Origin of the sequence: Mesorhizobium sp. M0174, assembly GCF_040322275.1 — a bacterium.
Classification (GTDB): domain Bacteria; phylum Pseudomonadota; class Alphaproteobacteria; order Rhizobiales; family Rhizobiaceae; genus Mesorhizobium.
The window spans coordinates 401113-426466 of record NZ_JAMYTB010000004.1; the positions used below are offsets into that span (position 1 = coordinate 401113).

Annotated in this window: 27 protein-coding genes; 11 read left to right on the forward strand and 16 right to left on the reverse strand. The window is 63.5% G+C overall.

The window, feature by feature from the left end; genetic code table 11:
- Positions 1–82: 82 nt before the first annotated feature.
- From NKJ13_RS11455 to NKJ13_RS11470, 4 genes are read left to right on the forward strand one after another with little or no spacing between them, the layout of a single operon-like run.
- Positions 83–799, forward strand: a complete 717-nt coding sequence (locus NKJ13_RS11455; protein WP_352737889.1) for a CerR family C-terminal domain-containing protein — start codon at positions 83–85, stop codon at positions 797–799.
- Positions 796–1749 (forward strand): HlyD family secretion protein, encoded by a 954-nt coding sequence (locus NKJ13_RS11460; protein ID WP_352737839.1) that lies wholly within the window; start codon positions 796–798, stop codon positions 1747–1749. The genes NKJ13_RS11455 and NKJ13_RS11460 overlap by 4 nt, the downstream gene beginning before the upstream one ends.
- A complete protein-coding gene (locus NKJ13_RS11465) occupies positions 1746–2666 on the forward strand; it encodes an ABC transporter ATP-binding protein (RefSeq protein ID WP_352737840.1) in 921 nt (306 codons plus the stop codon). Before NKJ13_RS11460 ends, NKJ13_RS11465 begins: the two co-directional genes overlap by 4 nt.
- Positions 2667–2674: 8 nt before the next feature.
- Positions 2675–3811 (forward strand): ABC transporter permease, encoded by a 1137-nt coding sequence (locus NKJ13_RS11470; protein ID WP_352477089.1) that lies wholly within the window; start codon positions 2675–2677, stop codon positions 3809–3811.
- Between the two features lie 35 nt (positions 3812–3846).
- Here NKJ13_RS11470 and NKJ13_RS11475 read toward each other — a convergent pair whose 3' ends face one another.
- The 3 genes from NKJ13_RS11475 to NKJ13_RS11485 all read right to left on the reverse strand — a co-directional run bounded on the left by NKJ13_RS11475 (position 3847) and on the right by NKJ13_RS11485 (position 6088).
- Positions 3847–4500, reverse strand: a complete 654-nt coding sequence (locus tag NKJ13_RS11475) for a glutathione S-transferase family protein (protein ID WP_254818026.1) — start codon at positions 4498–4500, stop codon at positions 3847–3849.
- A 92-nt stretch (positions 4501–4592) separates the two neighbouring features.
- Positions 4593–5570 carry a threonine/serine dehydratase family protein gene (locus NKJ13_RS11480; protein WP_352737841.1) on the reverse strand — a complete coding sequence of 326 codons (978 nt, stop codon included), beginning with the start codon at positions 5568–5570 and terminating at the stop codon, positions 4593–4595.
- A gap of 200 nt (positions 5571–5770) precedes the next feature.
- Complete coding sequence (locus tag NKJ13_RS11485) at positions 5771–6088, reverse strand: hypothetical protein (RefSeq protein WP_352509480.1); 318 nt, start codon at positions 6086–6088, stop codon at positions 5771–5773.
- A gap of 180 nt (positions 6089–6268) precedes the next feature.
- On the opposite strand from NKJ13_RS11485, the gene mbfA reads away from it, so the two are divergent.
- Positions 6269–7252, forward strand: coding sequence for an iron exporter MbfA (gene mbfA / locus NKJ13_RS11490; RefSeq protein WP_254818023.1), 984 nt, complete (start codon positions 6269–6271; stop codon positions 7250–7252).
- A 6-nt stretch (positions 7253–7258) separates the two neighbouring features.
- On the opposite strand, the gene NKJ13_RS11495 is transcribed toward mbfA, so the two are convergent.
- The 3 genes from NKJ13_RS11495 to NKJ13_RS11505 all read right to left on the reverse strand — a co-directional run bounded on the left by NKJ13_RS11495 (position 7259) and on the right by NKJ13_RS11505 (position 8245).
- Positions 7259–7603: an antibiotic biosynthesis monooxygenase family protein gene (locus NKJ13_RS11495; protein ID WP_254818022.1), complete on the reverse strand. Its 345-nt coding sequence runs from the start codon at positions 7601–7603 to the stop codon at positions 7259–7261.
- A complete protein-coding gene (locus NKJ13_RS11500; RefSeq protein WP_352737842.1) occupies positions 7600–7932 on the reverse strand; it encodes an NIPSNAP family protein in 333 nt (110 codons plus the stop codon). The genes NKJ13_RS11495 and NKJ13_RS11500 overlap by 4 nt, the downstream gene beginning before the upstream one ends.
- A 97-nt stretch (positions 7933–8029) precedes the next feature.
- A complete protein-coding gene (locus NKJ13_RS11505) occupies positions 8030–8245 on the reverse strand; it encodes a DUF1127 domain-containing protein (RefSeq protein ID WP_254818020.1) in 216 nt (71 codons plus the stop codon).
- Positions 8246–8313: 68 nt separating this feature from the next.
- Between NKJ13_RS11505 and NKJ13_RS11510 the strand changes: the two genes are divergently transcribed.
- The gene (locus NKJ13_RS11510) at positions 8314–8988 is read left to right on the forward strand and encodes an ArsR/SmtB family transcription factor (protein ID WP_254818019.1); all 675 of its coding nucleotides are present in this window, start codon (positions 8314–8316) and stop codon (positions 8986–8988) included.
- Between the two features lie 123 nt (positions 8989–9111).
- Here NKJ13_RS11510 and ligD read toward each other — a convergent pair whose 3' ends face one another.
- The 3 genes from ligD to NKJ13_RS11525 all read right to left on the reverse strand — a co-directional run bounded on the left by ligD (position 9112) and on the right by NKJ13_RS11525 (position 13125).
- Positions 9112–11613 carry a DNA ligase D gene (ligD, locus tag NKJ13_RS11515; protein ID WP_352737843.1) on the reverse strand — a complete coding sequence of 834 codons (2502 nt, stop codon included), beginning with the start codon at positions 11611–11613 and terminating at the stop codon, positions 9112–9114.
- Between the two features lie 9 nt (positions 11614–11622).
- On the reverse strand, positions 11623–12474 hold the full coding sequence (gene ku, locus NKJ13_RS11520; RefSeq protein ID WP_352509484.1) for a non-homologous end joining protein Ku: 852 nt from the start codon (positions 12472–12474) through the stop codon (positions 11623–11625).
- 144 nt (positions 12475–12618) lie between these two features.
- Positions 12619–13125, reverse strand: a complete 507-nt coding sequence (locus NKJ13_RS11525) for a YciE/YciF ferroxidase family protein (RefSeq protein WP_352737844.1) — start codon at positions 13123–13125, stop codon at positions 12619–12621.
- A 407-nt stretch (positions 13126–13532) separates the two neighbouring features.
- On the opposite strand from NKJ13_RS11525, the gene NKJ13_RS11530 reads away from it, so the two are divergent.
- From NKJ13_RS11530 to NKJ13_RS11540, 3 genes are all read left to right on the forward strand, one after another.
- Positions 13533–13679: a hypothetical protein gene (locus tag NKJ13_RS11530; RefSeq protein WP_254818015.1), complete on the forward strand. Its 147-nt coding sequence runs from the start codon at positions 13533–13535 to the stop codon at positions 13677–13679.
- 257 nt (positions 13680–13936) lie between these two features.
- Positions 13937–14317 (forward strand): thiol-disulfide oxidoreductase DCC family protein, encoded by a 381-nt coding sequence (locus tag NKJ13_RS11535; protein ID WP_352777748.1) that lies wholly within the window; start codon positions 13937–13939, stop codon positions 14315–14317.
- 50 nt (positions 14318–14367) lie between these two features.
- Positions 14368–16119 carry a saccharopine dehydrogenase family protein gene (locus tag NKJ13_RS11540; protein WP_352737846.1) on the forward strand — a complete coding sequence of 584 codons (1752 nt, stop codon included), beginning with the start codon at positions 14368–14370 and terminating at the stop codon, positions 16117–16119.
- On the opposite strand, the gene NKJ13_RS11545 is transcribed toward NKJ13_RS11540, so the two are convergent.
- From NKJ13_RS11545 to NKJ13_RS11555, 3 genes are all read right to left on the reverse strand, one after another.
- A complete protein-coding gene (locus NKJ13_RS11545; protein ID WP_352737847.1) occupies positions 16008–16391 on the reverse strand; it encodes a DUF1850 domain-containing protein in 384 nt (127 codons plus the stop codon). The genes NKJ13_RS11540 and NKJ13_RS11545 overlap by 112 nt on opposite strands.
- Entirely contained in the window at positions 16388–18484 is a 2097-nt protein-coding gene (locus tag NKJ13_RS11550) for a TRAP transporter permease (protein ID WP_352737848.1), read from the reverse strand. The genes NKJ13_RS11545 and NKJ13_RS11550 overlap by 4 nt, the downstream gene beginning before the upstream one ends.
- A gap of 63 nt (positions 18485–18547) precedes the next feature.
- Entirely contained in the window at positions 18548–19507 is a 960-nt protein-coding gene (locus NKJ13_RS11555; RefSeq protein ID WP_352737849.1) for a TAXI family TRAP transporter solute-binding subunit, read from the reverse strand.
- A gap of 237 nt (positions 19508–19744) precedes the next feature.
- Between NKJ13_RS11555 and NKJ13_RS11560 the strand changes: the two genes are divergently transcribed.
- A complete protein-coding gene (locus NKJ13_RS11560) occupies positions 19745–20113 on the forward strand; it encodes a YciI family protein (protein WP_352737850.1) in 369 nt (122 codons plus the stop codon).
- Between the two features lie 7 nt (positions 20114–20120).
- Positions 20121–21377, forward strand: coding sequence for an RNA polymerase sigma factor (locus NKJ13_RS11565; RefSeq protein ID WP_352737851.1), 1257 nt, complete (start codon positions 20121–20123; stop codon positions 21375–21377).
- Positions 21378–21392: 15 nt separating this feature from the next.
- Here NKJ13_RS11565 and NKJ13_RS11570 read toward each other — a convergent pair whose 3' ends face one another.
- The 4 genes from NKJ13_RS11570 to NKJ13_RS11585 form a co-directional block, all read right to left on the reverse strand.
- Entirely contained in the window at positions 21393–22016 is a 624-nt protein-coding gene (locus tag NKJ13_RS11570) for a glutathione S-transferase family protein (protein WP_352737852.1), read from the reverse strand.
- A 130-nt stretch (positions 22017–22146) separates the two neighbouring features.
- Positions 22147–23127, reverse strand: a complete 981-nt coding sequence (gene cysK / locus NKJ13_RS11575) for a cysteine synthase A (RefSeq protein WP_254818008.1) — start codon at positions 23125–23127, stop codon at positions 22147–22149.
- A gap of 153 nt (positions 23128–23280) precedes the next feature.
- Complete coding sequence (locus tag NKJ13_RS11580) at positions 23281–23898, reverse strand: LysE family translocator (protein ID WP_352509491.1); 618 nt, start codon at positions 23896–23898, stop codon at positions 23281–23283.
- A gap of 87 nt (positions 23899–23985) precedes the next feature.
- Positions 23986–25341, reverse strand: coding sequence for a PQQ-dependent sugar dehydrogenase (locus NKJ13_RS11585; protein WP_352737853.1), 1356 nt, complete (start codon positions 25339–25341; stop codon positions 23986–23988).
- Positions 25342–25354: the final 13 nt, after the last annotated feature.

The following is a 25354-nucleotide window of genomic DNA, read 5'->3' on the forward strand; positions in this document are numbered from 1 at the left end:
GCACTAGAGCGCGCACGGCCAGAGTTGGCAAGCCGCTTGATCGCAGTTGACTTTAATCATTCGATTGATTAAATTATCGATGATGATCAAATCGCCCAGCGCCAGCAGCCTTCCTCATGAGGCGCCCAAGACCGCCGCAGATATGACGCGGACGGCACTCGTGCGCGCGGCGCTGAAGCTGTTCGGACGCCAGGGTTTCGACGGCACGTCGACGCGCCAGATCGCGGCTGAGGCCAAGGCCAATATCGGCTCGATCGCCTATCATTTCGGCGGCAAGGAAGGGCTCCGCAACGCGGCAGCCGACTACATCGTCGACACCATCCAGACCGTTGCCGGCCAGGCGATCGGCAATCTGCAGGCGCCGGTCGCGGCATTGGCGGACACCGAGGCCGCGCGGGCACATTTAGCCGTCGCACTGGAGCGCATGGTCGCCTTCATCGCGGCAAGGCCGGAAGCCGGCGAGATTGTACAGTTCGTCCTGCGCGAGCTGTCGCATCCTACCGCGGCGCTCGACCGTATCTATGACGGCGTGTTCGAACCGGCGCATCGCCGGCTCTGCCTCATCTGGGAACAGGCGACGGGCGAGCCGGCCGAGAGCGAGCGCACAAAACTCACCGTATTCACGCTGATCGGCCAGGTCGTCTATTTCCGCATCGGCCGCGAGGCGGTTATGCGCCGGATGGGCTGGCGCAAGATCGGCGACGATGAGGCCGGCAAGATCGCGGCAACAATAACCGACAATCTCAGCGCGATTTTAGCTCGGCGCGATTTGGCTGTCCGGAAGGATCCTGGATCATGAGCCTGCTCTGTTCTTTGCCGCTTGCCGCCCAGCTTTTCAGCGCCTGCGCGCCGGCAGCACCGCTCGCCGTCGGCTACGTCGAGGGCGACTACGTCCTGCTCGCGCCGATCGAGGTGGCGCAGGTCGAGACGATTGCGGTCAAGCGCGGCGACCGCGTCACGCCCGGCACGCCGGTGGTGACGCTGGAAAACGCCGACGCCAAGATCGCCATCGCACAAGCCGAGGCGGCCCTTGCGCAGGCCCAGGCGCAACTTGCCGACCTGCAGGTCGGCAAGCGGCCGGAAGAGATTGCGGTGCTCAAGGCGCAGGTCGACATGGCCAAGGCGCAAGCCGCCGACGCCAAACGCCGTTACATCCGCGCCAGCGATCTGTTCAAACGCGGCACCGGCACACAGGCGGACTACGACACGGCTTCCGCGACGCTGGAGACGGCCAACGCGCAGGTCGGCCAGGCGGAGGCCAATCTCGCCGTCGGCGGCCTGCCGGCACGGCCCGAGACGATCAAGGCCGCCGACAATCAGGTCAGGCAGGCGCAGTCGGCGCTGGAGCAAGCGCAATGGCGGCTGTCGAAGCGCGTGCTGACGGCGCCCTCGCCCGGCCGGGTCAACGATGTCATCCGCTATCCTGGCGACACGGCCGGGCCGACCGCGCCGGTCATCTCCATACTGCCGGATGGCGCGGTGAAGCTTAGCGTCTATGTGCCGGAAAGCGCGTTCTCCTCGGTCGATGTCGGAACGCTGCTCAACGTCCATTGCGACGGTTGCGGATCGGGCGTGAAGGCTCGCGTCAGCTACGTGTCACCGGATCCGGAATTCACGCCGCCGGTGATCTACTCGCTCGAGACCCGGCAAAAGCTGGTCTATCTGGTGGAAGCGCGGCCGGAGGGCGACGCCAGCGCATTGCAGCCCGGGCAGATCGTCGACGTCGATCTGGCGGACATCGGAAAATGAACGTCATCGACGTGCATGGCCTGGTCAAGCGCTTCGGTGACAAGACCGTCGTCGACCATGTGACGATGACGGTGGCCGAGGGCGAGATCGTCGGCTTCCTCGGGCCGAACGGCTCAGGCAAGACGACGACCATCCGCATCATGTGCGGCTTGCTGACGCCGGATGAGGGCGAAGGCACGGTTCTGGGCTTCGACATTCGCACCGACAGCCTGCGGATCAAGCGCGAAGTCGGCTACATGACACAGAGATTCTCGTTCTACGAAGACCTCACGATCGGCGAGAATCTCGAATTCGTGGCACGGCTTTACCGGCTGAAGCCGCTCGACGGGCATGTGGCTAAGACGCTTGAGGAGCTCGGCCTGACATCGCGCAAGAACCAGCTGGCCGGTACGCTGTCCGGCGGCTGGAAGCAGCGGCTGGCGCTGGCCGCCTGCATCATGCACAAGCCGAAATTGCTGCTGCTCGACGAGCCGACGGCGGGCGTCGATCCGAAGGCCAGACGCGAATTCTGGGACGAGATCCACCGGCTGGCGAGCGGCGGCCTGACCGTGCTGGTCTCCACCCATTACATGGACGAAGCCGAGCGCTGCCACCGCATCAGCTACATCTCCTACGGCAAGATGCTGGCCACTGGCACGGTCGAGGACGTGGTGAGGAATGCCGGGCTGACCACCTTCGTCCTGCAAGGGCCACGGCTCGATCAGGTCGCGGCCGCACTTCATGGCCGCCACGGCGTCGACCAGGTGGCGCCGTTCGGGGCGACGCTGCATGTCGTCGGTTCCGACAGGAAGGCGCTTCAGGCAGCGCTTGCCGATGTCGAGAAGGAGCACAAGGGCGTCACGGTATCGCCCGGCGAGACCAGCCTGGAGGATGTGTTCATCCAGTTCATGTCCGGTTCGAAGGACAACATGGGATGAAGAACGGGATAAACAGCATCTTTTCCTTCGCCAGGCTAGGCGCGCTGCTGATCAAGGAGTTCATCCAGATGCGGCGCGACCGCATCACCTTCGCCATGATGCTCGGCGTGCCGCTGATGCAGCTGGTGCTGTTCGGCTATGCCATCAACAACGATCCGAAGAGCCTGCCGGCAGCGCTGGTGGCGATGAGCAGCGATCCTTACACGCGGGCCATGGTTTCGGCGCTGCAGACCACCGGCTATTACCGCTTCGACCATGTTGCGCAAAGTGCCGCCGAAGCCGAATTCCTGATGGCGCGCGGCGATGTCGCCTTCGTCGTCACCATTCCCGCCGATTTTGCCCGACGGGTCGAGCGCGGCGACAGCCCGCAGATCCTGATCGAGGCGGATGCAACCGACCCGGCCGTCGCGAGCGGCGCCATCTCGACGCTCGGCACCGTCGCCAACCAGGCGCTGCTCAGGGCACGCGGCATGCAGGAGACGGCGGCCGAAGCTGCCCGGGGCCAGCTCCAGGTGGTGGTGCACCGGCGCTACAATCCGGAAGCCGTCTCGCAGTACAACATCGTGCCCGGTCTGCTCGGCGTCATCCTGCAGATGACGATGGTGATGATGACCTCGATCGCGCTGACGCGCGAGACCGAACGCGGCACGATGGAGAACCTTCTGGCGATGCCGTCCAGCCCGCTCGAGATCATGCTGGGCAAGGTGCTGCCCTATCTAGCGGTAGGCGCCGTGCAGGTGGTGGTGGTGCTGGCGGCCTCGAAGCTTCTGTTTGCCATACCCTTCACCGGATCTATGTCGCTGCTGTTGACGGCGGTCCTGATCTTCGTCTTGGCGCTGGTGCTGCTCGGCTACACGATTTCGACGATCGCCCGCACGCAGATGCAGGCCCTGCAGCTCACCTTCTTTTTCTTCCTGCCGTCGATCATGCTGTCCGGCTTCATGTTCCCCTATCGCGGCATGCCGGACTGGGCGCAAGTTTTCGGCGAAGTGCTGCCGCTGACGCATTTCCTGCGCATTATCCGCGCGGTGATGCTGAAGGGCGCCGAGCTGCCGGCAGTTGCAACGGAGATCGGCTGGCTGGTGGTGTTCGTGGCGCTGTTCGCCGGCATTGCGCTGGTGCGGTTCCGCCGGACGCTGGATTAGGGTCGGCGCAATCAGCTTGCGCAAATGATCGAGAATCACACGGCCTTGGCCTGGCCCGGGACCGGTGTCAATTCAGGTGCATTGAGCCCTTCGAAGGGATCGCGCCAGGCATCGATTTCTTCAAGCTGCCGATACCAGCGGCCGACAGAGGGATAATCGTCGAGAGGCAATCGGGCGACGTCGTTGAAGGGCAGAAACGTCGCCATTCGAAAGTCGGCGTAGGAAACCGAATTTCCGACCAGCCATTCTCGCTGGGAAAGCTCAGCATCAAGTATTGCAGCGGCGGTACTGAAGTCCCTCAGGCCCTCCTCAACCCGTGCCTGATCGATCGGGCCGAGCCCATAGCGCTGTTTGGTCCCGCGTTCGAAATGCACAACGTCGCAGGCTCTTGCGAAGTTCTCCTTGCCCCAACTCAGCCATCGGATCATCTCCGGCTCGTCGTCGCCGGCGCGCCAGAAATGCGAATGCGTGTCGCGTGAAAGCCGGCAGGCTATGGCATCGGCCTCCCAGAGGCTTTTTCCCAAGTCCACAAGGATGGGCAATGAAAGATTTGGATTGAGCGGCCGAAAGCGCTCGGCCTGCCCCGGAGCGAAGGGGGAGGCGAATTCAAACTCGACCTTGGCATTGAGATAACGTGCCACGGCGACCGCGAGGCGAGGATTGGGATTGCGGCTGAAGAACAGTTTCATTGATCTCAGTCTTTGAATGGGGCCGGTTCGACCGGACGCAACGGAGGCTCGAGCGCCTCGAACCGGCACATGACCTGCAACTGGTTGCTATCTTAGCTGGCAGCAATGATCTCGGCATAGGTGCTGAAATCGACATTGCCGCCGGACAGCACCACGGCCACGCATTTCCCGGTAAGGTCGATCTCGCCTGACGACAGCGCGGCCAAGCCGACGCAGCCGCCAGGTTCGACCACCAGCTTCAGGCAAGCCATCGCGTCGCGCGTCGCCTGAGCCACCGCCTTGTCGGAAACGGCGATGGCGCCCGCGAGATTCTTGCGGTTGATCTCGAAAGTGATCGCACCCGGCTCGGCGACGAGAAGGGCATCGCAGATCGAGGTGTGGCCGGGCACGTTCGACACCCTGGCGCCTTGGATCAGCGAGCGGCGTGTGTCGTCGAAATGCTCGGGTTCCACAGCCCAGACGGCGGTGTCCGGCGAGGCGTCCTTGATCGCGATCGAAATGCCGCTGCTCAACCCGCCGCCGCCGCAGGGAACCACCACCGCATCGAGGCTGACGCCAAGCGCTTTTGCTTGGCGCATCAATTCGAGGCCGATCGTGCCCTGGCCGGCGATGATGGCCGGATCGTCGTAGGGCGGCACCAGGACCATGCCCTTTTCCACGTAAGAACGGACAACGGCAGTGCGATCGTCGCGGACCCGGTCGAAGGTGATCACTTCGGCGCCCATCTTCCTGACATTGCCGACCTTCATCGCCGGCGCATCGGCAGGCATGGCGATGATGGCCTTGACGCCGAACATCGCCGCTGCGGCGGCAACGCCTTGCGCGTGATTGCCCGACGAGAAGGCGACGACGCCGCGGGCGCGTTCTTCCGCCGAGAGCGAGGAGAGCCTGTTATAGGCACCGCGGAACTTGAACGAGCCGGTGCGCTGCAACGTCTCCGGCTTGAACAGGATCCTGGCGCCGAAGCGCTTGTTCAACTCCGGCGATTCGATCAGCGGCGTTTCGACGATCAGTCCGGACAATCGCGCTGCTGCGCTGTGAATATCGGCGATGCCGGGAGGGATGGTCATGGCTGGGGTCCTGCAAGAAATGAGACCGCCTATGGTGCACGGAAAGGGAGGCCGCGCACCAATAAAAAATGTGACCGTTACAAATCGACTTGGAGGCAGGAGTGGGGCGTGACTGTCACCCACCGCCGCCTCCGCCCTCCGCTATGCATTCGTCACTTCAATCGACAAATCGTTGCCTGACCGGCATTGCCGGCCGCTCCTCATCCCAACAGCGTCTTTTTCCGTTTGGGGCCGCCCATCTTGCGCCAGGTGTTGAAGCGATGGGTGGCAGCAGCGAAGGAGATCTTCATCTGCTGAGCAACCGAATAGCGCGACTTACCCTCGTCGAACAGGCGATAGCAGCACTCGACGCCCTCCTCGGTCAACTTGCCGTCGGGAGCCTTGTTGTGTGGATTGGCGGGATCGAATTTTTCGACCTGCTGCTCGACCAGCCCTTTCAGGCGCTGCAAGTCCGCCTCGATGTTAGCGATCAGGTCGAGAACCGGCTTGGGGTCAAATGGCTGCTGTTGTTCCGGCATCTGCGGGGTTCCTTTCTCTTGGTTCAGATTCGATCATATAGGTGAACGTTTGCCGATAGCAAACGATGCCTCGTTCGGTTTCGACGTCGATACTTTTGAGCAGATGAGTGGAGGGGCGCGATTGACCGAGGATGTGCGAAGCTCTAGTTTAGAACTATTCTAAACTGGGGCGAATTTCTCATGCTTTCCCGCGTTTTTGGCTTCGGCCGCCGTCCGTTTGAATCTCTCTCGGAGCAGGAGATCCTGGCGCTCGCAATCTCCTCCGAGGAGGATGACGGGCGCATCTATCGCGCCTATGCCGACGGGCTGGCGGAAAGCTTTCCGCAATCGGCCAAAGTGTTCGAGGAGATGGCGGAGGAAGAGGACGGCCATCGCGACGCGCTGATCGAGCTTTACCGCAAGCGTTTCGGCGAGCGCATACCGCTGATCCGGCGCGAGCATGTGAAGGGTTATTACGAGCGCAAGCCGGACTGGCTGGTGAGGCCGCTCGGTATCGATCATGTGCGCAGCCAAGCCGAGGCCATGGAGCGGCAGGCCTACCTGTTCTATATCGAGGCGGCCAAACGCACAGGCGATGCCTCGACGAGAAAGTTGCTCGACGATCTGGCGGTGGCCGAACAGGGCCACGAGACACTGGCGCAGCGGCTGGAGCAAAAGCATATATCGGGCGCGGTCAAGGACGAAGAGGCGGCGGCCGAGCAACGTCAGTTCATCCTGACCTACGTGCAGCCCGGGCTGGCCGGGCTGATGGATGGCTCGGTGTCGACGCTGGCGCCGATCTTTGCCGCGGCCTTTGCCACGCACGACACGTTCCAGACCTTTCTGGTCGGGCTTGCCGCCTCGATCGGCGCCGGTATCTCGATGGGATTCACCGAAGTGGCCTCCGACGACGGCAAGCTATCCGGCCGCGGCTCGCCGGTAAAACGCGGGCTGACCGTCGGCGTCATGACGACGCTGGGCGGGCTCGGGCACGCGCTGCCCTATCTCATCCCGCTTTTCTGGACGGCGACGATCGTCGCCGCGGTCGTGGTGTTCTTCGAACTTTGGACGATCGCCTTCGTACAGAACCGCTACATGCAGACGCCATTCTGGCGCGCCGCCTTCCAGGTGGTGCTGGGCGGCGCGCTGGTGTTTGCGGCAGGGGTGCTGATCGGGAATGCATAGCAGTCGCTACCCATTCACCGCCCGGCTGTCTGCTGGCGCCTCGGCGCGTTCGGTCAGGCCGTAGTCGCGCATGACATGGGCGATCCGCAAACGGTAGCCGGCAAAGATGCCGCCGCGCCCAGCCCTCTGCGCCTGCCGATGTTCCTGCGTGTTGCGCCAGGCCTTCACCGCATCCTCGTCGCGCCAGAAGGACAGCGACAGGATGCGGTTCGGATCGGCAAGGCTCTGGAAGCGCTCGATCGACAGGAAACCGTCGATGCCGTCGAGCAGTGGGCGCAGATCGGCGGCGATGCCGAGATAGGCATCGCGCATGCCCGCCGCCGGCTCGACCTCGAAGATGACGGCGATCATGGCTTCACCAAAGAAGCATGTGGCCCGGAGGCCAGTTTGAGGAAGATGTGGTCCTCCTTCAGGATAAATTTTTCCCGCCGGGCGAACTCGTAATTCGCCTTGCCGGCGGGATCGGCGGCGAGCCGGGCGCGGTAGGCTTCGTAGGCCGCAAGACTGTCGATGTTGTAGGCGGCATAAGCCGTAGTGGCCGAGCCTTCGTGCGGCGCGAAATAGCCGATCAGATCGGCGCCGCAGCGCGGGATCGCCTGCCCCCAATTGCGTGCATATTCCTCGAACGCCGCCTTGCCGAACGGATCGATCTCGTAGCGGATGAAGCAGGTGATGGTCATTTTCGCCTCCTTGGCGGTGGATGTTTTCTGGCGGTCACAGTTCGAGCCGGGTCGAAACGTTCCGAAGATCGATATGCTAGGCAAATTCGCTGGCCGGTCAGGTTTGCCAGAAGGATTTCGCGCATTCGCGGCGGACGTCTTCGGGTGTCAGGCCAAGGTCACGCAGCAGATGATCGTCGATCTCGGCGAGGTCGAGACGCTGCAAATGACGGTCGTACCACCGCTTCAGGAGCCGCAGCCGCAGGCGGCGCAAGACAATGAACGGGAACGGCCGGCGAGCAGGCGCGGCGCCGAGAATAGTCCTTGCAGGCATTGTCGTCTCCTTGATTTGCATCGAGATTAATGCTTGTCTGACGAGGATGCTTCGATGATGAACGAACCATGCGCGAAGGACCTGACATAGCCCGCATTGCCAGCCTGGTGGGCGATCCGGCGCGGGCAAACATGCTGTCCGCACTGATGGGCGGCACGGCACTGACGGCGAGTGAACTGGCACTCGAGGCCGGCGTGTCGCTTCCGACAGCGAGCTCCCATCTGTCGAAGCTGATGGAAGGCGGGCTGCTGACGCTGGCAAGCCAGGGACGGCACCGCTACTACGGCCTCGCCGGCCCGCAGGTAGCAGGCATGATTGAGGCGATCACCGGTGTTGCCGCCGCGGTCGGGCCGCAACGAGTGCGGCCTGGCCCACGCGACGCTGCCATGCGCGTGGCGCGGGTCTGCTACGACCACCTCGCCGGCGAGCAGGCGGTGGCGATGCTGGACCGTCTCGTCGCTCGACAAGTGCTCCTGCGCAATGATGAGGAGATCCGGCTTGGGCCGTCGGCCGCCTCGCATTTCGCCGCGATCGGCATCGATGTCGAGGGCAAGGCGCGGCGACCGGTGTGCCGGGCCTGCCTCGATTGGAGCGTGCGGCGTTCGCACCTCGCCGGCACGCTGGGCGCCGCCATTCTCGATAAGATCCTCGCCGAAAAATGGGCGCGGCGCGAGAAGGACAGCCGTGCAGTGATCTTCTCGCCGACAGGCAAGCAGGCATTCGAGAAGACGTTTCTCGCCTGACGGCTCGCTTCGACGCACCAGAACGGCTCGCCGTCTCCACGGAAACGCCGAACCGCTCTATCTTTTTTGTTTTGACGCAATTCCGGACAGAAAATCGTTCCACACACTTTTCCTGGAATTGCTCTAGCCGCGCTTGAGCGGCTTGGCCTGCTTGAAAAAATCCTCCCAGGGATCGGCTTGCCCAAGCCGCTTCAGCGTCGTCTTGTCGCCTATCGGAAAGGCGTTCGGCGGCAATCCGGCCTCGATTTCCGCCCAGGTCACCGGCATTGATACAGTGGCACCTTTCTTGGCGCGCGACGAATAGGGCGCGACCGTGGTCGCGCCACGGCCATTGCGCAGATAATCGACGAATATCCTGCCGGTGCGCGCCTTCTTCGACAGCGTCGCCGTGTAGCGGTCGGGTGCGGCTTGCTCGAGCGCTCGAGCGAACTCATGGGCGAAGCCTTTGACCTCATCCCAGTCCGCCGACGGCTTCAGCGGGACGAGGACATGATAGCCCTTGCCGCCCGAGGTCTTGACGAAATTAGGCAGGGACAGTTCGTCGAGCCGGCTGCGGATGTCGAGCGCCGCGGCAAGCACCGCCTTCACGTCGACACCCTCGTCGGGATCGAGATCGAAGATGATCTGGTCTGGTTTTTCCAGCTCGTCCGTGGTCGAGCCCCAGATGTGGATCTCGACGACGCCAAGTTGAACGAGGGCCACGACACCGTCGAAATCGCGGATGAACAATATCTCCTCGCCGTCGGTGGGATCCTTCATCACGGCGATCTTGTCGTGCATGCCGGCCGAGGCATGCTTCTGGAAGAACCATTGGCCGCCAACACCGTCCGGCGCCCGCACGAGGCTGAGCGGCCGGTTGATGACGAATTGCTTCATGCGCGGCCAGACCAGCGCGTAGTGATCGACCAGATCCTGCTTCGATACGTTCTCCTCGGGCCACAGAAGCTTGTCGGGGCGGGACAGCGTAACCGAGGTTTTCGCCGTGGCCACGGGTTTGGCGGGCTTTGGCTTCGACTCTGCCGGGGCTGAGCGTGCTTTCGGTTTCTCCTGCACGACTTCCTCCGCCGGCTTGTCCTCGCGCAATCCCTGGAACGACGCGTGGCGTATTATACGGTCCGACGTCCAACTGCGAAACTCCACTTCGCCGACAAGTTCGGGCTTGACCCAGACCAGCCCCTTACCCCTTGGCACCGCCCTGTCGAAGGGCGAGGTTGTCGTCTTCAGCGCATCAAGCCTCTTCTTCAGCTCGTTGGTGCTTTTGGCCGTGAAGCCGGTGCCGACGCGGCCGGCATAGCGCAGCTTGCCGCCCTCGTGATAGCCGACCAGCAGCGAGCGCAGGCCCCGCCCGGTCTTGTCCGACGGCATGTAGCCGCCGATGACGAATTCCTGGCGCGCCGTACATTTCGACTTCACCCAGGACGGGACCCGGCCGCTGCGGTAGGGCGCATCGGCGCGCTTGGAGACGACGCCTTCGAGCCCCAGCCGGCAAGCATGCTCCAGCATGATCTTGCCGGGCTCGGCAAAGTGGTCGCTGAAGCGCACGGCCTGATCCTCGGCCTGTCCGGCGAGCAACGTGCGCAGCCTTTCCTTGCGCTCGACCAGCGGCTCGGAACGGATATCCTCACCGTTAAGACGCAGCAGGTCGAAAACGTAGTAGATGAAACGATCCGTGCGGCCTGCCGACAGATCTTGCTGCAGCAGCGAGAATGACGACACGCCATTATCCGCCAGCACGACGATTTCGCCGTCGATGATAGCATCGGTGCATTTCAGGCCGCCAAGTGCCGCGACAATTGCGCCACCGAACTTGTCGGTCCAGTCGAGGCCGGCGCGTGTCAAAAGCCGAACCTCGGTGCCGGCAAGCTGCGCCTGCATGCGATAGCCGTCGAACTTCACCTCATGCAGCCAGTCCTTGCCGGGCGGGGCGTCCCGCTCCAGCGTTGCGAGCGCCGGTTCGATGAATTCGAGCCGCCTTGCGGCGACGGCCTTCGCTTTGCTGGCGGCCGGCCTGTCGGACTGCCAGACGCTTGGCTTCTTGCCATCGGCGGTCTTGCCTTCGCCAACCTCCTCGATGGTCAGGCCGGATTTCACCGATTGCGGCGCCTCCTGCAAAATGTCCTCGCCCGGACGCGCGGCGGCATCGTCGGATTTGATCAGCAACCAGTTGTCACGCTTTTCGCCCGGACGCGGCTTCAGCCGCACCAGATGCCAGGCGCCATGCAATTTGTGGCCATGCAGTTCGAAACTGATATGGCCTTTCTTCATCGCTTTTGCCGGGTCGCCATCGGGGACCCAAGTTCCCTCGTCCCAGACAATGACCGAGCCGCCGCCATATTGGTCCTTCGGGATAGTGCCTTCAAACGGCGCATAGTCGATCGGGTGGTCCTCGACATGCACGGCGAGCCGCTTTTCGTGCGGGTCGAGGCTCGGGCCCCGCGTCACTGCCCAGCTCCACAGCACGCCGCCATGCTCGAGACGAAGGTCGTAGTGGAGCCTGGTGGCGGCATGCTTGTGGATGACGAAGATGCCACCTGGCTCGGCTTTCTTGCCGCGCGAAACCTTGCCGGCCGGTTCGGTGGTCTTCTTGAAATTGCGCTTGGCGTGATACTGCTCGAGGCTGACCATGGTCTGATCCTAAGCAGATTTGCGCCGAGCGGCTTTGGACTTGGCGCCCTTTGCCGGGCGTCCGGTCTTTGCCGGCGCACCGGCTTCCGACGAAAGGCTCTTCTTCAGTGCATCGAAGAGATTGACGACGTTGGAGGGCCGTGGTTCCGCCTTTGTCTTCGGTGCCTTCCTGCCGGCCTTCTTGGCGCGGACCAGCTCGATCAGGGCGTTTTCGTATTTGTCCTCGAATTCGGAAGGATCGAACTTCGCCTGTTTCTCATAGACGATGTGTTCGGCCAGCCTGATCATTTCGGCGTCGGTCTTCACCGGCTTGATGTCGCCGAACACCATCTCGGGCCTGCGAACCGTATCGCCATAGCGCAGGGTCGTCAGCAGCAGACCCTTGCCCAACGGCTCGATGACCACCGGACGTTCGCGGCGATAGAGCACGATACGGGCCAGCCCCGCCGTCTTCTTGGCGGCCATGGCGTCGCGGATGACGGCGAAGGCCTCTTCCGAGACCTCGTCCGCAGGCGTCACATAATAGGGCGTATCGAGATAGATCTGCTGGATCGAGGATTTTTCGATGAAACCATCGAGGCTCATCGTGTGCGAGGATTCGATCTGCACGGCTTCGATCTCCTCCTCCTCGATTTGGACGAAGTCGCCGTCGCCGATCTCGTAGCCCTTGATCTCGTCCCCTTCATCGAGCGGCTTGCCGCTGGCCGGATCGACATAGACGCGCTTGACGGTATTGCCGGTCTTGCGGTTGAGCACGCGGAACGAGACTTTCTCCGCCTGGGTCACGACATTGGTCAGTTCGACGGCGCAAGTAACCAGCGAAAGCTTGAGATATCCTCTCCAGGCGGGGCGCGGCGCCATGACAAACTCCCTGCGCGACAAGGTTCAACCGAGAACGGCGTTCAACCGAGAACGGCCAAAGCCCGTTCCGGTTCCGGCGGCGCAAAAAGGCAAGTCCGGGCTTTCGGCCCGGCCTTGCCCTGAACTCAATTCTCTATCGCTGCCCTACTCGGCGGCTTGCAGGTTGATCTTGCTTTCCGCTATCTCGGTAAGCTTGCGGTCGGTCGCCTGCTCCTCCTTGAGATTGTTGGCCAGCACATTGGCGCAGTCGCTGCGGCCCAGTTGCTTGGCCCAGGCAATCAAGGTGCCGTAACGGGTCATCTCATAATGCTCGACCGCCTGGGCCGAGGCGATCAGCGCAGCGTCGAGGACCTCCTTGTCGGCGATGTCGCCGCTGATGTCGTCGGCCTCTTCGAGAATGCCGTCGATGGCCGGGCAGTCGACCTGCTTGGCCTTCACACCGTGCAGTTCGAACACCTGCTCGACACGCTGGATATGACCCTTGGTCTGGGCGAGATGTTTCTCAAAGCCGGCTTTCAGCTGCGGATCACTCGCCTTGTCGATCATCTTCGGCAGCGATTTCTCGATCTGTTTTTCAGCGTAATAGATGTCGCGCAGCGTGTGCACGAACAGGTCATCGAGTGTTTTGATATCCTTCGAAAAGAAGCTCATGGCCTTTGCCTTTCCATTCTCTTGCAGTTTCGGATTTTTGGCTGCGGCCCAACCCGAGCACCACAGCCTGCGGAACCGGTTCGTCCCGGCACTGGGAAATCAACGTGCGGCTGACGGGCGGGTTCCTGGTTTTCCGGCCGCGTGCACGGAAATTTCGCGGTCCAGCAAAAAGCTGAAACAAAACCGCGCCTCAGCGACATTCAGGCGAAACATATGTGATGCAAAAGTCACACTGGGCGAAATGCCGACGGACTGCATGGAAACACCGCGAATCAGCCGCATTCCAGCCATGAACGAAGGCATTTTCGACCAGAGATTAACATCGCGTTCACCGACTATTCACGCCTGGACGCTATGATCCCCGCAATTCGGAAGGGACATCCGAAACGGGACAGGGACCGAGTAAAATGAGCTTCTGGAATCACATCGCCGGCTATGCTGCCGCCATCCGCGAATTCGTCGCACCGACCTATCGGCCCGAGCGCTATTACATGCGCGGCCCAGGCCCCGCCTGCGCGCGCCGGGGCAACACGCTTGGGATCAGCGTGCACTGATGATGAGCATGGAGAGCCGTCACGACAGCCGGATATGCCGGCCCGACGCCGACAATCGGTCAACGACCTATCGCGCCGAGCGCCCTGCGCTGACCGACAGACGGCGTGCGACAACGCCAAGCCTTCAGCAGTCCGGGCTTTGATCGAGCCGCCGGCAGGTCTAGTGTCGCCTGACACCAGCTGCCGGGCGTCACGTGATCGTCAAGCCGAACCATTCTCCTGAGCCGCCAGAATTCGAATCACGTCGCCCGTTGATCGTGTTCGACGGTATTTGCGTGTTGTGCTCGGGCTTTGTGCGCATGGTGGTGAAGCTCGACCGCAAGGGCCGCTTCCATTTCGCAACGGCGCAGTCGCCCTTCGGCGAGATGCTGTTCCAGAAATACGGGCTGCGAGCGGATCGCTACGAGACCAATCTCGTCATCGTCGATGGCGCCGCTTTCACCCGCCTGGACAGTTTCGTTGCCGTCATGGCCGAACTCGGCTGGCCGTGGCGGGCAGCGCGGATCCTGCTGCTGTTGCCGCGCCCGCTTCGCGACTGGCTCTACGACCGCATCGCAAAGAACCGCTACGCTCTGTTCGGCAAGAAGGACAATTGTGAAATCCCTTCCGCCGAGGTGAGGGCAAGGTTGATCGGCTAGGCTCACCGCCGTGGCCGGGAGCGGCGCGGGGCATTTTGGGGGAACTGCGGATGAAGGTTCTTGTCGTCGGCGGCTATGGCACCTTTGGCGGTCGCACCGTCGAGCTTTTGGAGGGCGAACCGCGTCTGATCCTCTTCGTCGCCGGGCGCTCGCTTGCCAAGGCTGACGCTTATTGCGACAGGCCTGCGCCGACAGCAGCCCGGCTGGAGCCGGCCCTGTTCGACCGTGACGGCGATCTCGCCGCGCAACTCGCTGCATTTGAGCCTGATATTGTAGTCGACGCGAGCGGCCCATTCCAGGCCTATGGCGAGGGACGCTATCGCCTGATCGAAGCCTGCATCGCCCGGCGCATCAACTATCTCGATCTAGCCGACGGCTCGGATTTCGTCGCCGGCGTCTCTGCGTTCGACGAGGCGGCGCGAAATGCCGGGGTTTTCGTGCTGTCCGGCGTCTCGAGCTTTCCGGTGCTGACGGCCGCGGTTGTGCGCCGCCTGTCGTCGGACCTGACGCGGGTCGACGGCATTCGCGGCGGCATCGCGCCGTCGCCCTTTGCCGGTGTCGGCGGAAACGTCATTCACGCTATCGCCGGTTATGCCGGTCAGCCGGTGCGGCTTGTTCGCAATGGCCGTCCGGAACAAGGCCGTCCGTTCACCGAACAACTGCGCTACACCATCGTGCCGCCGGGCCGGCTGCCGCTTCGATACAGGCTGTTTTCGCTTGTCGACGTTCCCGACCTGCGCGCCTTGGCCGAGCTTTGGCCGGAGGCGAGGACCATCTGGATGGGAGCCGGGCCGGTACCCGAGTTGCTGCACCGCGCCCTGATCTGCCTCGCCTGGCTGGTGCGCGCCGGATTGATCGGTTCGCTTTTGCCGCTGGCGCCGCTGATGCATCAGGCAACGAACCGGCTGCGCTGGGGCGAGCATCGCGGCGGCATGTTCGTCGAGGTGGAGGGATCTGACCGGGCGGGCGCCATCGTCAAGCGCTCGTGGCATCTCTTGGCCGAGGGCAATGATGGGCCGCTGATCCCGTCGATGGCGGTCGAAGCGCTGGTCCGCAAAGCGCTGGCCGGACATCAGCCCGCGCCGGGCGCACGGGCGGCGGTGCGCGATTTGGAGCTCCGGGATTATGAAGCGCTGTTCGCCGGCAAGACAATCTACACCGGGTTCAGGAATGAGCCCGCTGACAGGGACAAGTCGCTTTATGCCGTCTTGCTCGGCGACGCCTGGCATGGCCTGCCCCGGGAAATCCGCGCCATGCACGATTGCACAACAATGGCGGCAGGCCGCGCGCGCGTCGAACGCGGGCGCAATGTTCTTGGCCGGCTAATGGCCCGGATGGTCGGCTTCCCCGGGGCAAGCGAGGACATCCCGGTTGATGTCCGCTTCGACACCGAGAAGGACGGCGAGACCTGGACGCGGACATTCGGCAAGCACAGTTTTTCGAGCCTACAGTTCGCAGGCCGGGGTCGATCGCAGCGCCTGCTGTGCGAACGCTTCGGCCCGCTGACCTTCGCGATGGCGCTGGTTGCCGAGGACGGCCGGCTGGCGCTGGTCTTGCGCCGCTGGAGCTTTTTTGGCCTGCCGCTGCCGATGTGGCTCGGTCCACGCTCGGATCCCTACGAAACGGTGGAGGATGGCCGCTTCCGCTTCCACGTCGAGATCTCGCATCCACTTGCCGGCATGATCGCCTGCTACCGCGGCTGGCTGGAGCCCTCCGGCCCGCACGGCTCCAGCGAGATCGTGTCGCCTGCCAGCTTAGCCAGTTCGCGGCAGTCCTGCGCCGTGCACAGCGTCCAACCCTGACCCGTAGCGCCCGAGGCGGCAAGCACGAGGCGCCGCTGTGGCCCGACCTTGGGCGCATAGACCCACCAGCCGTTTATCAGCACCGAGCCTTGCGGCGGCTCCATCCCGGCGCCCGATCCCTTGATGCGGGCCCCGACCAGCTGCAGGCCGGACGCCAGCACCTTCCAGTCTTCCTGCCACTGGGTTTTCTCCACCGAATGCACCCAGGAGAGCGTGAAGGCAGCGACCGCGAGCGTCACCGTCTTGCCGGCCGCGACGATGCAGAGGCTCATGCCGAGTTGGCCAGCGAAGCCTGCCGCGCGCGCCAGCAGTGCCAGCCGATCCAGGCAAGGGACAGCGCCCAGCCCGCCTCGTCGGTAAGCGGCAGCGCCGCAACCAGCAGCACACCGGCGGCGAAGGCGATGAGGCGTTCCCACCAGGCCATGCGCCGGGCCAGAAATCCGACGGCAGCGGCGCCCCACAGGACGATGCCCATGCAGGCTTTGATGACGATATAGGCGACCTCGACGGGATAGCCGAACTGGGCGGCGATCGGGCCGGGATCCTGCAGCATCAGCGCCGGGGTATAGACCGCCATGAACGGCACAACGAAGCCGGCAATGGCAAGCTTGGTGGCCTGGATGCCGATCTTGAGGCCGCTTTCCTTGGCCATGGGTGCGGCGGCGAAGGCGGCCAGCGCCACAGGCGGGGTGAGATCGGCCATGATGCCGAAATAGAAGACGAACATATGGCTGACCACCAACGGCACGCCGAGCGACAGCAGCGCCGGCCCGGCCAGCGACGAAGTGATGATATAGTTGGGTATGGTCGGTATGCCCATGCCGAGCACCAGGCAGGTGAGCATGGTCAAAAGCAGCGACAGGAACAGATTGTTCTCGCCGATCGAGATGATCCAGCCGATGAAGGTCGAGGCGATGCCGGTAAGCGTCAACGTGCCGATGACGATGCCGACGATGGCGCAGGCAATGCCGACCGGCAGCGCGTTCTTTGCTCCCTCCGCAAGGGAATCGATGCATATGCGCAGCGTCTCGCGCCCGCCCTTGAACGTGAGGCAGGCGACGACCAGCACGGCGATGACCAGGCTGAGGATGTCGACGCCGAATTTCATGAAGGAAGCCGCGGCAAGCCCGAGCGCCAGCCAGAAGACGATGCGGAAGGCGAGCGGCCCGATCGATGCTGCCAGCGGCGTGCCGAGGATGAGCACGATAGTCAACGCGAGGCCCATGGTGCCGGCGAACACCGGTGTGTAGCCGGCAAACAGCAGATAGATCAGTGCTGCGAGCGGCAGTACCAGCGGCCAGTGCTGTCTCACCGCATCCCACGGATTGGGCAGGTCGGCCTTGGCCATGCCGTGCAGGCCGGCCTTGCCTGCCTCCAGGTGCACCTGCCAGAAACAGGCGCCGAAATAGAGCAGCGCCGGGATGATCGCCGCCTTGACCACCGCGGCATAGGGGATGTTCAGGGTCTCGGCCATGATGAAGGCAACCGCTCCCATCACCGGCGGCATGATCTGGCCGCCCATCGACGAGGTCGCCTCGACGGCGCCGGCGAAAGCCGAGCGGAAACCGAAGCGCTTCATCAGCGGGATGGTGAACTGGCCGCTGGCCACCACATTGGCGACGCCGGAGCCGGAAATGGTGCCCATCAGCGCCGAGGACAGCACGCAGACCTGTGCCGGGCCTCCGCGCCACGAGCCGACCAGGCCAAGCGCAAAATCGTTGAACAGCGCGATCATGCCGGCGCGCTCAAGAAAGGCGGCGAAGACGACGAAGATGAAGATGTAGGCGGCCGAAACATAGATCGGCGTGCCGTAGATGCCTTCGGTGCCATAGGCGAAGGTGTCGACGAGTTGGGCGAAATCATAGCCGCGATGGATGAAGGGCGGCGGCAGATGATTGCCGGCAAATGCGTAGGCGAGAAAGATGAAGGCAATGACGGCGAGCGGCAGCCCCATCAACCGCCGCGCCGCCTCGAAGACCAGCACGACCAGCACCGCGCCGACGATCAGGTCAGGCGTGGTGAGAAAGCCGGAGCGGCGGATGAGGTCGGCATAGAACACCCAATTGTACAGACCGGTGGCGAAGCCGAGCACCCCGAGCGTCCAGAACACTGCTTTCGCCGGGACGCTTTTGGCGCGCAGATTGGTGATTAGGGCAAAGCCGAGCAGCAGCAGGAAGCCGACATGCATGGCGCGTACGACCTGGCTCGGCAGGCTGCCATAGGCGGCGATGTAGATCTGGAAGATGGAGAAGGCGATGGCGATGAGAAAAGCCGCCTTGCCGGCGATGCCTTCGCCGAAGCCCGGCGGCAATCCTTCGACAGGAGCTTCCGCTGTGGGGGAAAGAACGGTCGGGGTTGCGGTCATTGGCGGGGTTCCTGGCGGGGCGCTCCCCTCCCCGAGGGAGGGTGCCGAGCGAGGCGAGGCTCCTTACTTCACCAATCCCTTTTCCTTGTAATACCTCTCGGCGCCTGGATGCAGCGGCACCGGCATGCCGTCGAGCGCCTTGGCGGGGTCGATCGCCTTGGCAGCGGCGTGGGCAGCGATGAGCTGGTCGAGATGCTCGAACAGCAATTTGGTCATCTGGTAGGCGGTCTCGTCAGGGACATCGGCGCTGGTGATCAGGAAATTGCCGACGGCGGCGGTCGCGACATCCTCGGTCTGGCCCTCATAGGTGCCCTTGGGGATGACCACGGACAGATAGGGCGAGCCGATCTTGGCGACGACCTCCGCCGGCACGGCAACGATGTTTACCGGCACGGAGGTGGCGAGGTCACGGATCGATGCGACCCCAAGGCCCGCCGACTGCAGCGTGGCGTCGAGCTGGCGGTTCTTGATCAACTCTACGGACTCGGCAAAGGGCAGATATTCGATCCGCCCGAGGTCTTCGTATTTCAGCCCGGCAGCGGCGAAAATGGTGCGGGCGTTGAGCTCGGTGCCTGAGGCCGGCGCGCCGACCGAAAGGCTCTTGCCCTTGAGATCGGCGAGCGTCTTGATGCCGGATTCCTTGCTGGCGACGATCTGGATGTAATTGGGATAGATGGCCGCAATGCCGCGCAGCTTGTCGAGCTTGCCTGGGAAGCCTGCTTCGGTGTTGCCTTCGGCGGCCAGCTTGACGGAATCGCCGAGCGCAAAGGCGATCTCGCCCTTGCCCTGCTGCAGCAGGTTGAGGTTTTCGACCGACGCTTTCGTCGCCTGCACCTGGGTGCGCGCGCCTTCGATGCCCTTGCCGTAGATTTCCGACAGCGCGACGCCGAGCGGATAGTAGACGCCCGACGTGCCGCCGGTCAGCACGTTGATGAATTCCTGTGCCTTGACCGATACCGCGCCAAGGCCAAGCGACAGCGCTACCGCGCTGGCGGCAACGAACTTCGTCCTGAAATTGAGCATTCGGTTTCCTCCCTGAAGTATCTGCCGCACTCTCCTCGTCAGCGCGATCCTGGACGAGTTTAGAGAGCGGGCGGGAAATGCCAACCCGCAATTGTCGCCATTAGACGAACGGTTGAGCTTGCGTGAAATGCCATGGGAGCCGAAAGATTTTTGCAGCGCGTGTCGAAATCGGGCGAGGCCACGCGACATACGTTCGGCCCGCAACGGAGCGGCCTTCGAGAAAAACGGGAGAAGACCATGCGATACATGCTTTTGATCTATGCGAACGAAGCCGCGATGGCGGTCGCGCCGACGGAGAAGACCTACGAAATCAGCGCAGCCTATGGAGCCTATACCGAGGCGTTGAAGAAATCCGGAGCGTGGCTGGCCGGCGACCGGTTGAAGCCGACCCAGACCGCCACCACGGTGCGGATGGCCGACGGCAAGACCAATGTGCTCGACGGTCCCTATGCCGACACCAAGGAGCAACTCGCCGGCTTCTACATGATCGAGGCTGAGGACGCCGACGCAGCAATTGCCTGGGCGGCTCGCTGCCCGGGTGCCAGCACCGGCACGATCGAGGTGCGGCCGATCTGGGAAATGACCGAGTACCCATCCCAGAAGTGACCGGGTGATGAACAGTCGTCCGGAGATCGCGCGGGCGGCGGCGGAAGCGGCCGCCCGGCAAAGCTACGGCAAGCTGGTCGCGTATCTCGCCGCGCGCACACGCGACGTGGCCGCTGCCGAGGACGCCTTGGCAGATGCCTTTGCAGCGGCGCTCGAGCGTTGGCCACAGGCGGGCGTGCCCGACAAGCCGGAAGCCTGGCTGCTGGCGGTGGCACGCAAGCGCCGCGTCGACGCGGTCAGACGACGACTGACAAGCGAGGCGGCCCGCGACCACCTTAGGCTGATCGCCGAGGAGATGGAGGCACGCATGGTCGAGGAAGACCTGCCGGACGAGCGGCTCCGGCTGATGTTTGCCTGCGCCCATCCGGCGATCGAGGCCGGCGTCCGCGCGCCGCTGATCCTGCAGACGGTCCTGGGCTTCGACGCAGCGACGATCGCCTCGGCTTTCCTTGTCTCGCCAGCCACGATGAGCCAGCGCCTGGTGCGCGCCAAGACACGAATTCGCGAGACAGGCATTCCGTTCCGCGTGCCGGAGCGGGCCGAACTCGGCGAGCGGCTGGGCACCGTTCTGGAAGCAATCTACGCGGCGTTTGCCGAAGGCTGGTCCGACCCGGCCGGCACCGAAACGCGGCGCCGCAACCTCGCGACCGAAGCCATCTGGCTCGGCCGTCTGATGGCCACGCTGATGCCGGACGAGCCGGAGGCGCTCGGCCTTTTGGCGCTGATGCTGTTCGCCGAAGCGCGGCGCGCGGCGCGGCGCAATGCGGCGGGCGATTATGTGCCGCTGGCCGAGCAGGATCTTGCACTGTGGGACGATACACTGATCGATGAAGCGGAGACGCTGCTTGGGCGCGCCGCGGCCAAGGGCGTTGTCGGCCGCTACCAGCTTGAGGCCGCCGTGCAGTCCGCCCATGCGACAAGACGGCTGACCGGCGGCACCGACTGGGTCGCGATCAAGGAGCTCTATGACGCGCTGTCGGTGATTGCCGGCTCGCCGGTGGTTTCGATCAACCGTGCGGTGGCCATTGCCGAGGCCGGAGGTGCCTCGGCAGGATTGGGCGCCCTTGATCAACTCAGCGGCGATAAGCGGCTGTATGACTATCAACCTTACTGGGCCGCCCGCGCGGGCCTGCTGGCCAGGGTCGGCAAAGTTCCGCAGGCGAGCGAGGCCTATGACCGGGCTATCGGCCTCGAACGCGATCCAGCCGTGCGCCGGTTCCTGCAGGAACGACGGGCCGCGCTCGGCCGCGCGGAAAAAGACTGAGACAAGGCGGAGTGCTCAGGCCGGCCACATGTCGTGGGAAGCATTCAGCCTCTTCATCACCCGATGTTCCCGCAAATTGGCCCACAGGCGTTCGATGTTCGGCCAAGCGGTTGGAACCTTCGCGACCTCCGGATGCCAGGCCACCAACATGACGAGATAGATGTCGGCCAGCGAGAGTTGGTCGCCGGCCAGCCAGTCGCGGCCGTCGAGAGCGGCATCGAGAATGGCGAAGCTGCGATCCATTTCCGAGACCGCCGCCTGTTTGAGGGCGTCCACGCCGCCGGCGTCGGCCGTGTAGCGATATGCGTAGAAGAACCGCAGGTTGGCTGGATAGATGACCGACGACATGAAGATCATCCAGCGCAGGAAATCCGCACGGTCAGGCGAACTTGCCGCGGGCGCCAGGCCTGCTTCCGGGTGGCGCTCGGCCAGCAGGATGCAGATCGCCGCGGATTCGGTCATCGAGCGTCCGTCCGGCAAGATCAGCACCGGCACCTGGTTCAAGGGGCTGATATCAAGAAAGGCCTGATCGAGGCGGCCCTTCGGAACGTCGACCTGGTGGAAAGGCACGCCTGCCAATGCAAGCGCCGCCTCAACGACAAAGCCGCCGGTATTGGCACGCGTATAGAGCTTGTACATGAAGTCCTCCACCTGCCGGGCAGCGACGATTTGGTGGTTTCCACGCCGAAGCGTCGATACAGAACGTTTGATGCCGGAGGGGCAGCGCGAAGGATCGCTACAACCGGTCAAACACTCTCGTGTCCAGACTCTAAGTCCCCAATCCCTCGAACAGGATAGTCGAGAGATAGCGCTCGGCGAAGGAGGGGATGACGACGACGAGGGTCTTGCCCTTGTTTTCGGGCCGCGAGCCGACGACGATCGCCGCTTGCAGGGCGGCACCCGACGAAATGCCGACCGGCACACCTTCGAGCCGAGCGACGAGCCGTGCATTGGCAACAGAATCCTCGTTCGAGACCTTGACGATCTCGTCGTAGATCGTCGTGTCGAGGATTTTTGGCGCGAAGCCGGCGCCAATGCCCTGGATCTTGTGCGGGCCTGGCTGGCCGCCCGACAGCACCGGCGAGGCTTCCGGTTCGACGGCGACGACATGCACCGAGGGCTTGCGTTTCTTCAGCACCTGGCCGACGCCGGTGATGGTGCCGCCGGTCCCGATGCCGGCAACGAAGATATCGACTTCGCCATGGGTGTCGTTCCAGATTTCCTCGGCCGTGGTGCGGCGATGGATTTCCGGATTGGCGGGGTTTTCGAATTGCTGCGGAATGACGGCGTCGGGCAGTGTTGCCGCCAGCTCGTCCGCCTTGGCGATGGCGCCCTTCATGCCTTTCGGCCCTTCGGTCAGCACCAGCTCGGCACCGAGCAGCGCCAGCATCTTGCGGCGTTCGACGGACATGGTTTCCGGCATGGTCAGGATCAGCTTGTAGCCCTTGGCGGCGGCGGCAAAGGCGAGCGCGATGCCGGTATTGCCCGAGGTCGGCTCGATCAGCGTGGTCTTGCCGGGTGTAATCCTGCCCGAAGCCTCCAATGCCTCGATCATCGAGACGCCGATGCGGTCCTTGACCGAGGCGATCGGATTGAAGAATTCGAGCTTGGCCAGCAGATTGGCGACGACACCCTTCTCCCTGGCGAATTTATCCAACCGCACCAGCGGCGTGTCGCCGATCGTCTCGGTGATCGAATTGTAGATGCGGCCGCGGCCGGGCACGTGTGTGTGGGTGGCGGGCTTGTTCATTGGTTTTCCTCCCAGAGGTCAAGCGGCAAGAGCCGGGCGGACATAGGATAGAGCCATCCACCACGCAAGATAGGCACGTTCGAAAAATATCCGAGTGACGTTCGTGCTGAATACCGGCGCCTTGCAGGGCGTTGGGCGGATTGGCGAAGAGATCTACTGGCGGGCGGCAATTGCCGCCGCCGCACCGACCATGAAGCCGGCGGCGGTGCGGTTGAGTGCCCTCAGCGCCCGCGGCGACTTCAGGAACCAGCGCGCCTTGGCCGCCAGCGCCAGATAGGGCACCAGCACCACGAGCAGAACGATGATAGTGAGCGCGACCAGGATGCCGTAATCGGCCAGTGTGATCGTCTTCAGATCGACGATGGTAGGGGTGATGGCGAGATAGAAGATCATCGTCTTCGGATTGCCGAGTGTGACGGCGAGACCGGCTACAAAGCTGGATGCCAAGCCGCCTTTGCCTTTCTTCGCCTCTACCGATTCGGGCGTGATGCCGCTCGTCCAGAAACGCCAGCCAAGAAAAGCGAGGTAGGCGACGCCCAGCCATTTGATGGCCAGGAAGATCACGCCGAACGTCTGTGCGACGAAAGCCAGGCCGAGCACCACGGCAGTCAAATAGGTCAGGTCGCCGAGCATCAGCCCGAACGACATGGCCAGCGACGAGCGGAAGCCGGAACCCAGCGCACGCGCAACAAGCGCGGTGATGCCTGGGCCGGGGATGGCTGCGGCGATGCCGAGGGCGGCGCTATAGGCGAGGAACCCGGTGAGCGTCATGGTTCGCGCTTGTCGCACAATGTTGAAGTTGGGTGAATTCCCTCGCGCCGAATTCGATTGCGCCAGCGCAGCAGGCGACGCCGCCGTTCAGGAGCGGCCGTCTTCGTAGGTAACGCGCCAGATGGTGCCGTTACCGTCCTCGGTGACGATCAGGGAGCCGTCCTTGGCCATGGCGACACCGACCGGGCGGCCCCAGACGGCGTCGTTCGAGATGACGAAGCCGGTCATGAAGTCCTCATACTCGCCGGTCGGCTTGCCATCCCTGAATTTGAGCCTCACCACTTTGTAGCCGGTCCTGGCGCCACGGTTCCACGAACCATGCATGGTGACGAAAGCATCACCCCGGTAATCCGCCGGAAAGTTCTTGCCGTCGTAGAAGGCTATGTTCATCGGCGCCGAATGCGCCTGCATCAACACGTCGGGGACAGTGGCCTTGCCGGCGAGGTCTGGCCGCTCGCCCTGATGGCGCGGATCCTCGTGATTGCCGATGTAGTACCAAGGCCAACCATAGAACGCACCGTCCTTGACTTCAGTCGCAAACTCGAACGGCACATTGTCGCCGAGCTCGTCGCGCTCGTTGACGACGCACCACAACGCGCCGCTGGCGGGCTGCACCGTCATGCCCGTACAGTTGCGTAGGCCGGTGGCGACAGTTCGGGGATTTTTCCCGTCCGGGTCAAAGGCGAGCACATCGGCACGGCCTTCCTCGGGGCCCCAGGCCGCCCCGAGCGGCTTTGATTTCGCCCAGGCGTCGAGGCCGCCATCCGGCCGCCTGTCCATGTCCTCGGCGACATTCGAGTCCGAGCCAACCGATAAAAAAAGCGTCTTGCCGTCAAGCGAGAAGGCGATGTCGCGGGTCGAGTGACCGCCCGACGGGATTTTGGCGACAATGGTTTCTGGTTTACCGGACGCCTTCAGGTCACCGTCGCGATAGGGGAAGCGGACGATGCTGTCGCTGTTTGCGACATAGACCCATCGCGGCTTGCCGCCTGGCGGATAGAAGGCGATGCCGTATGGATAGTTGAGGCCTTGGGCGAAAATCGCTTTCTCGATGGGTTTGGCGCGGCCCTCGGCCAGACGGTAGACGCGTATTTGGTCGGCATGGCCGTTTGCGATGAACAGGTCGCCGTTCGGAGCGACGCGAACGACGCGCGGATTATAGAGTCCGGAGGCGATCATTTCGGCCGAAAAGCCCGGCGGCAATTCTGGCTCGGCGCTTTCGGGCCGTTCCGCCATGCCGCCCCCGTTCGAAGCGGATTGAGCGGGGTCGGCTGCCGGCATGTCTTGCGGCCCGATCAGGCGGCGGACGCCAGGCCTGTCGGCGTGCCAATCGCCAAAAGCGGCTTCGCCTTTGAGCACCTTTTGATCCGCCTGCTGGGCGGCTGCCGGTGTCGCGGCAAGGAGGGCAACGGCAACGGCCGCAAAGCCGCCAGATCGGATCATTAACGTCCTCCGA

Excerpts from the sequence above, each read along its gene's own strand:
- NKJ13_RS11570 (WP_352737852.1), bottom strand. The coding sequence starts at position 22,016 with ATGTACAAGCTCTATACGCGTGCCAATACCGGCGGCTTTGTCGTTGAG.
- NKJ13_RS11480 (WP_352737841.1), bottom strand. The coding sequence starts at position 5,570 with ATGACCATCCCTCCCGGCATCGCCGATATTCACAGCGCAGCAGCGCGA.
- NKJ13_RS11585 (WP_352737853.1), bottom strand. The coding sequence starts at position 25,341 with ATGATCCGATCTGGCGGCTTTGCGGCCGTTGCCGTTGCCCTCCTTGCC.
- NKJ13_RS11580 (WP_352509491.1), bottom strand. The coding sequence starts at position 23,898 with ATGACGCTCACCGGGTTCCTCGCCTATAGCGCCGCCCTCGGCATCGCC.
- NKJ13_RS11525 (WP_352737844.1), bottom strand. The coding sequence starts at position 13,125 with ATGAGCTTCTTTTCGAAGGATATCAAAACACTCGATGACCTGTTCGTG.
- NKJ13_RS11550 (WP_352737848.1), bottom strand. The coding sequence starts at position 18,484 with ATGACCGCAACCCCGACCGTTCTTTCCCCCACAGCGGAAGCTCCTGTC.
- ku (WP_352509484.1), bottom strand. The coding sequence starts at position 12,474 with ATGGCGCCGCGCCCCGCCTGGAGAGGATATCTCAAGCTTTCGCTGGTT.
- NKJ13_RS11530 (WP_254818015.1), top strand. The coding sequence starts at position 13,533 with ATGAGCTTCTGGAATCACATCGCCGGCTATGCTGCCGCCATCCGCGAA.
- NKJ13_RS11545 (WP_352737847.1), bottom strand. The coding sequence starts at position 16,391 with ATGAGCCTCTGCATCGTCGCGGCCGGCAAGACGGTGACGCTCGCGGTC.
- NKJ13_RS11565 (WP_352737851.1), top strand. The coding sequence starts at position 20,121 with ATGAACAGTCGTCCGGAGATCGCGCGGGCGGCGGCGGAAGCGGCCGCC.
- NKJ13_RS11560 (WP_352737850.1), top strand. The coding sequence starts at position 19,745 with ATGCGATACATGCTTTTGATCTATGCGAACGAAGCCGCGATGGCGGTC.
- NKJ13_RS11500 (WP_352737842.1), bottom strand. The coding sequence starts at position 7,932 with ATGACCATCACCTGCTTCATCCGCTACGAGATCGATCCGTTCGGCAAG.
- cysK (WP_254818008.1), bottom strand. The coding sequence starts at position 23,127 with ATGAACAAGCCCGCCACCCACACACACGTGCCCGGCCGCGGCCGCATC.
- NKJ13_RS11540 (WP_352737846.1), top strand. The coding sequence starts at position 14,368 with ATGAAGGTTCTTGTCGTCGGCGGCTATGGCACCTTTGGCGGTCGCACC.
- NKJ13_RS11510 (WP_254818019.1), top strand. The coding sequence starts at position 8,314 with ATGCGCGAAGGACCTGACATAGCCCGCATTGCCAGCCTGGTGGGCGAT.
- NKJ13_RS11460 (WP_352737839.1), top strand. The coding sequence starts at position 796 with ATGAGCCTGCTCTGTTCTTTGCCGCTTGCCGCCCAGCTTTTCAGCGCC.
- ligD (WP_352737843.1), bottom strand. The coding sequence starts at position 11,613 with ATGGTCAGCCTCGAGCAGTATCACGCCAAGCGCAATTTCAAGAAGACC.
- NKJ13_RS11505 (WP_254818020.1), bottom strand. The coding sequence starts at position 8,245 with ATGCCTGCAAGGACTATTCTCGGCGCCGCGCCTGCTCGCCGGCCGTTC.
- mbfA (WP_254818023.1), top strand. The coding sequence starts at position 6,269 with ATGCTTTCCCGCGTTTTTGGCTTCGGCCGCCGTCCGTTTGAATCTCTC.
- NKJ13_RS11455 (WP_352737889.1), top strand. The coding sequence starts at position 83 with ATGATCAAATCGCCCAGCGCCAGCAGCCTTCCTCATGAGGCGCCCAAG.
- NKJ13_RS11475 (WP_254818026.1), bottom strand. The coding sequence starts at position 4,500 with ATGAAACTGTTCTTCAGCCGCAATCCCAATCCTCGCCTCGCGGTCGCC.
- NKJ13_RS11485 (WP_352509480.1), bottom strand. The coding sequence starts at position 6,088 with ATGCCGGAACAACAGCAGCCATTTGACCCCAAGCCGGTTCTCGACCTG.
- NKJ13_RS11495 (WP_254818022.1), bottom strand. The coding sequence starts at position 7,603 with ATGATCGCCGTCATCTTCGAGGTCGAGCCGGCGGCGGGCATGCGCGAT.
- NKJ13_RS11555 (WP_352737849.1), bottom strand. The coding sequence starts at position 19,507 with ATGCTCAATTTCAGGACGAAGTTCGTTGCCGCCAGCGCGGTAGCGCTG.
- NKJ13_RS11465 (WP_352737840.1), top strand. The coding sequence starts at position 1,746 with ATGAACGTCATCGACGTGCATGGCCTGGTCAAGCGCTTCGGTGACAAG.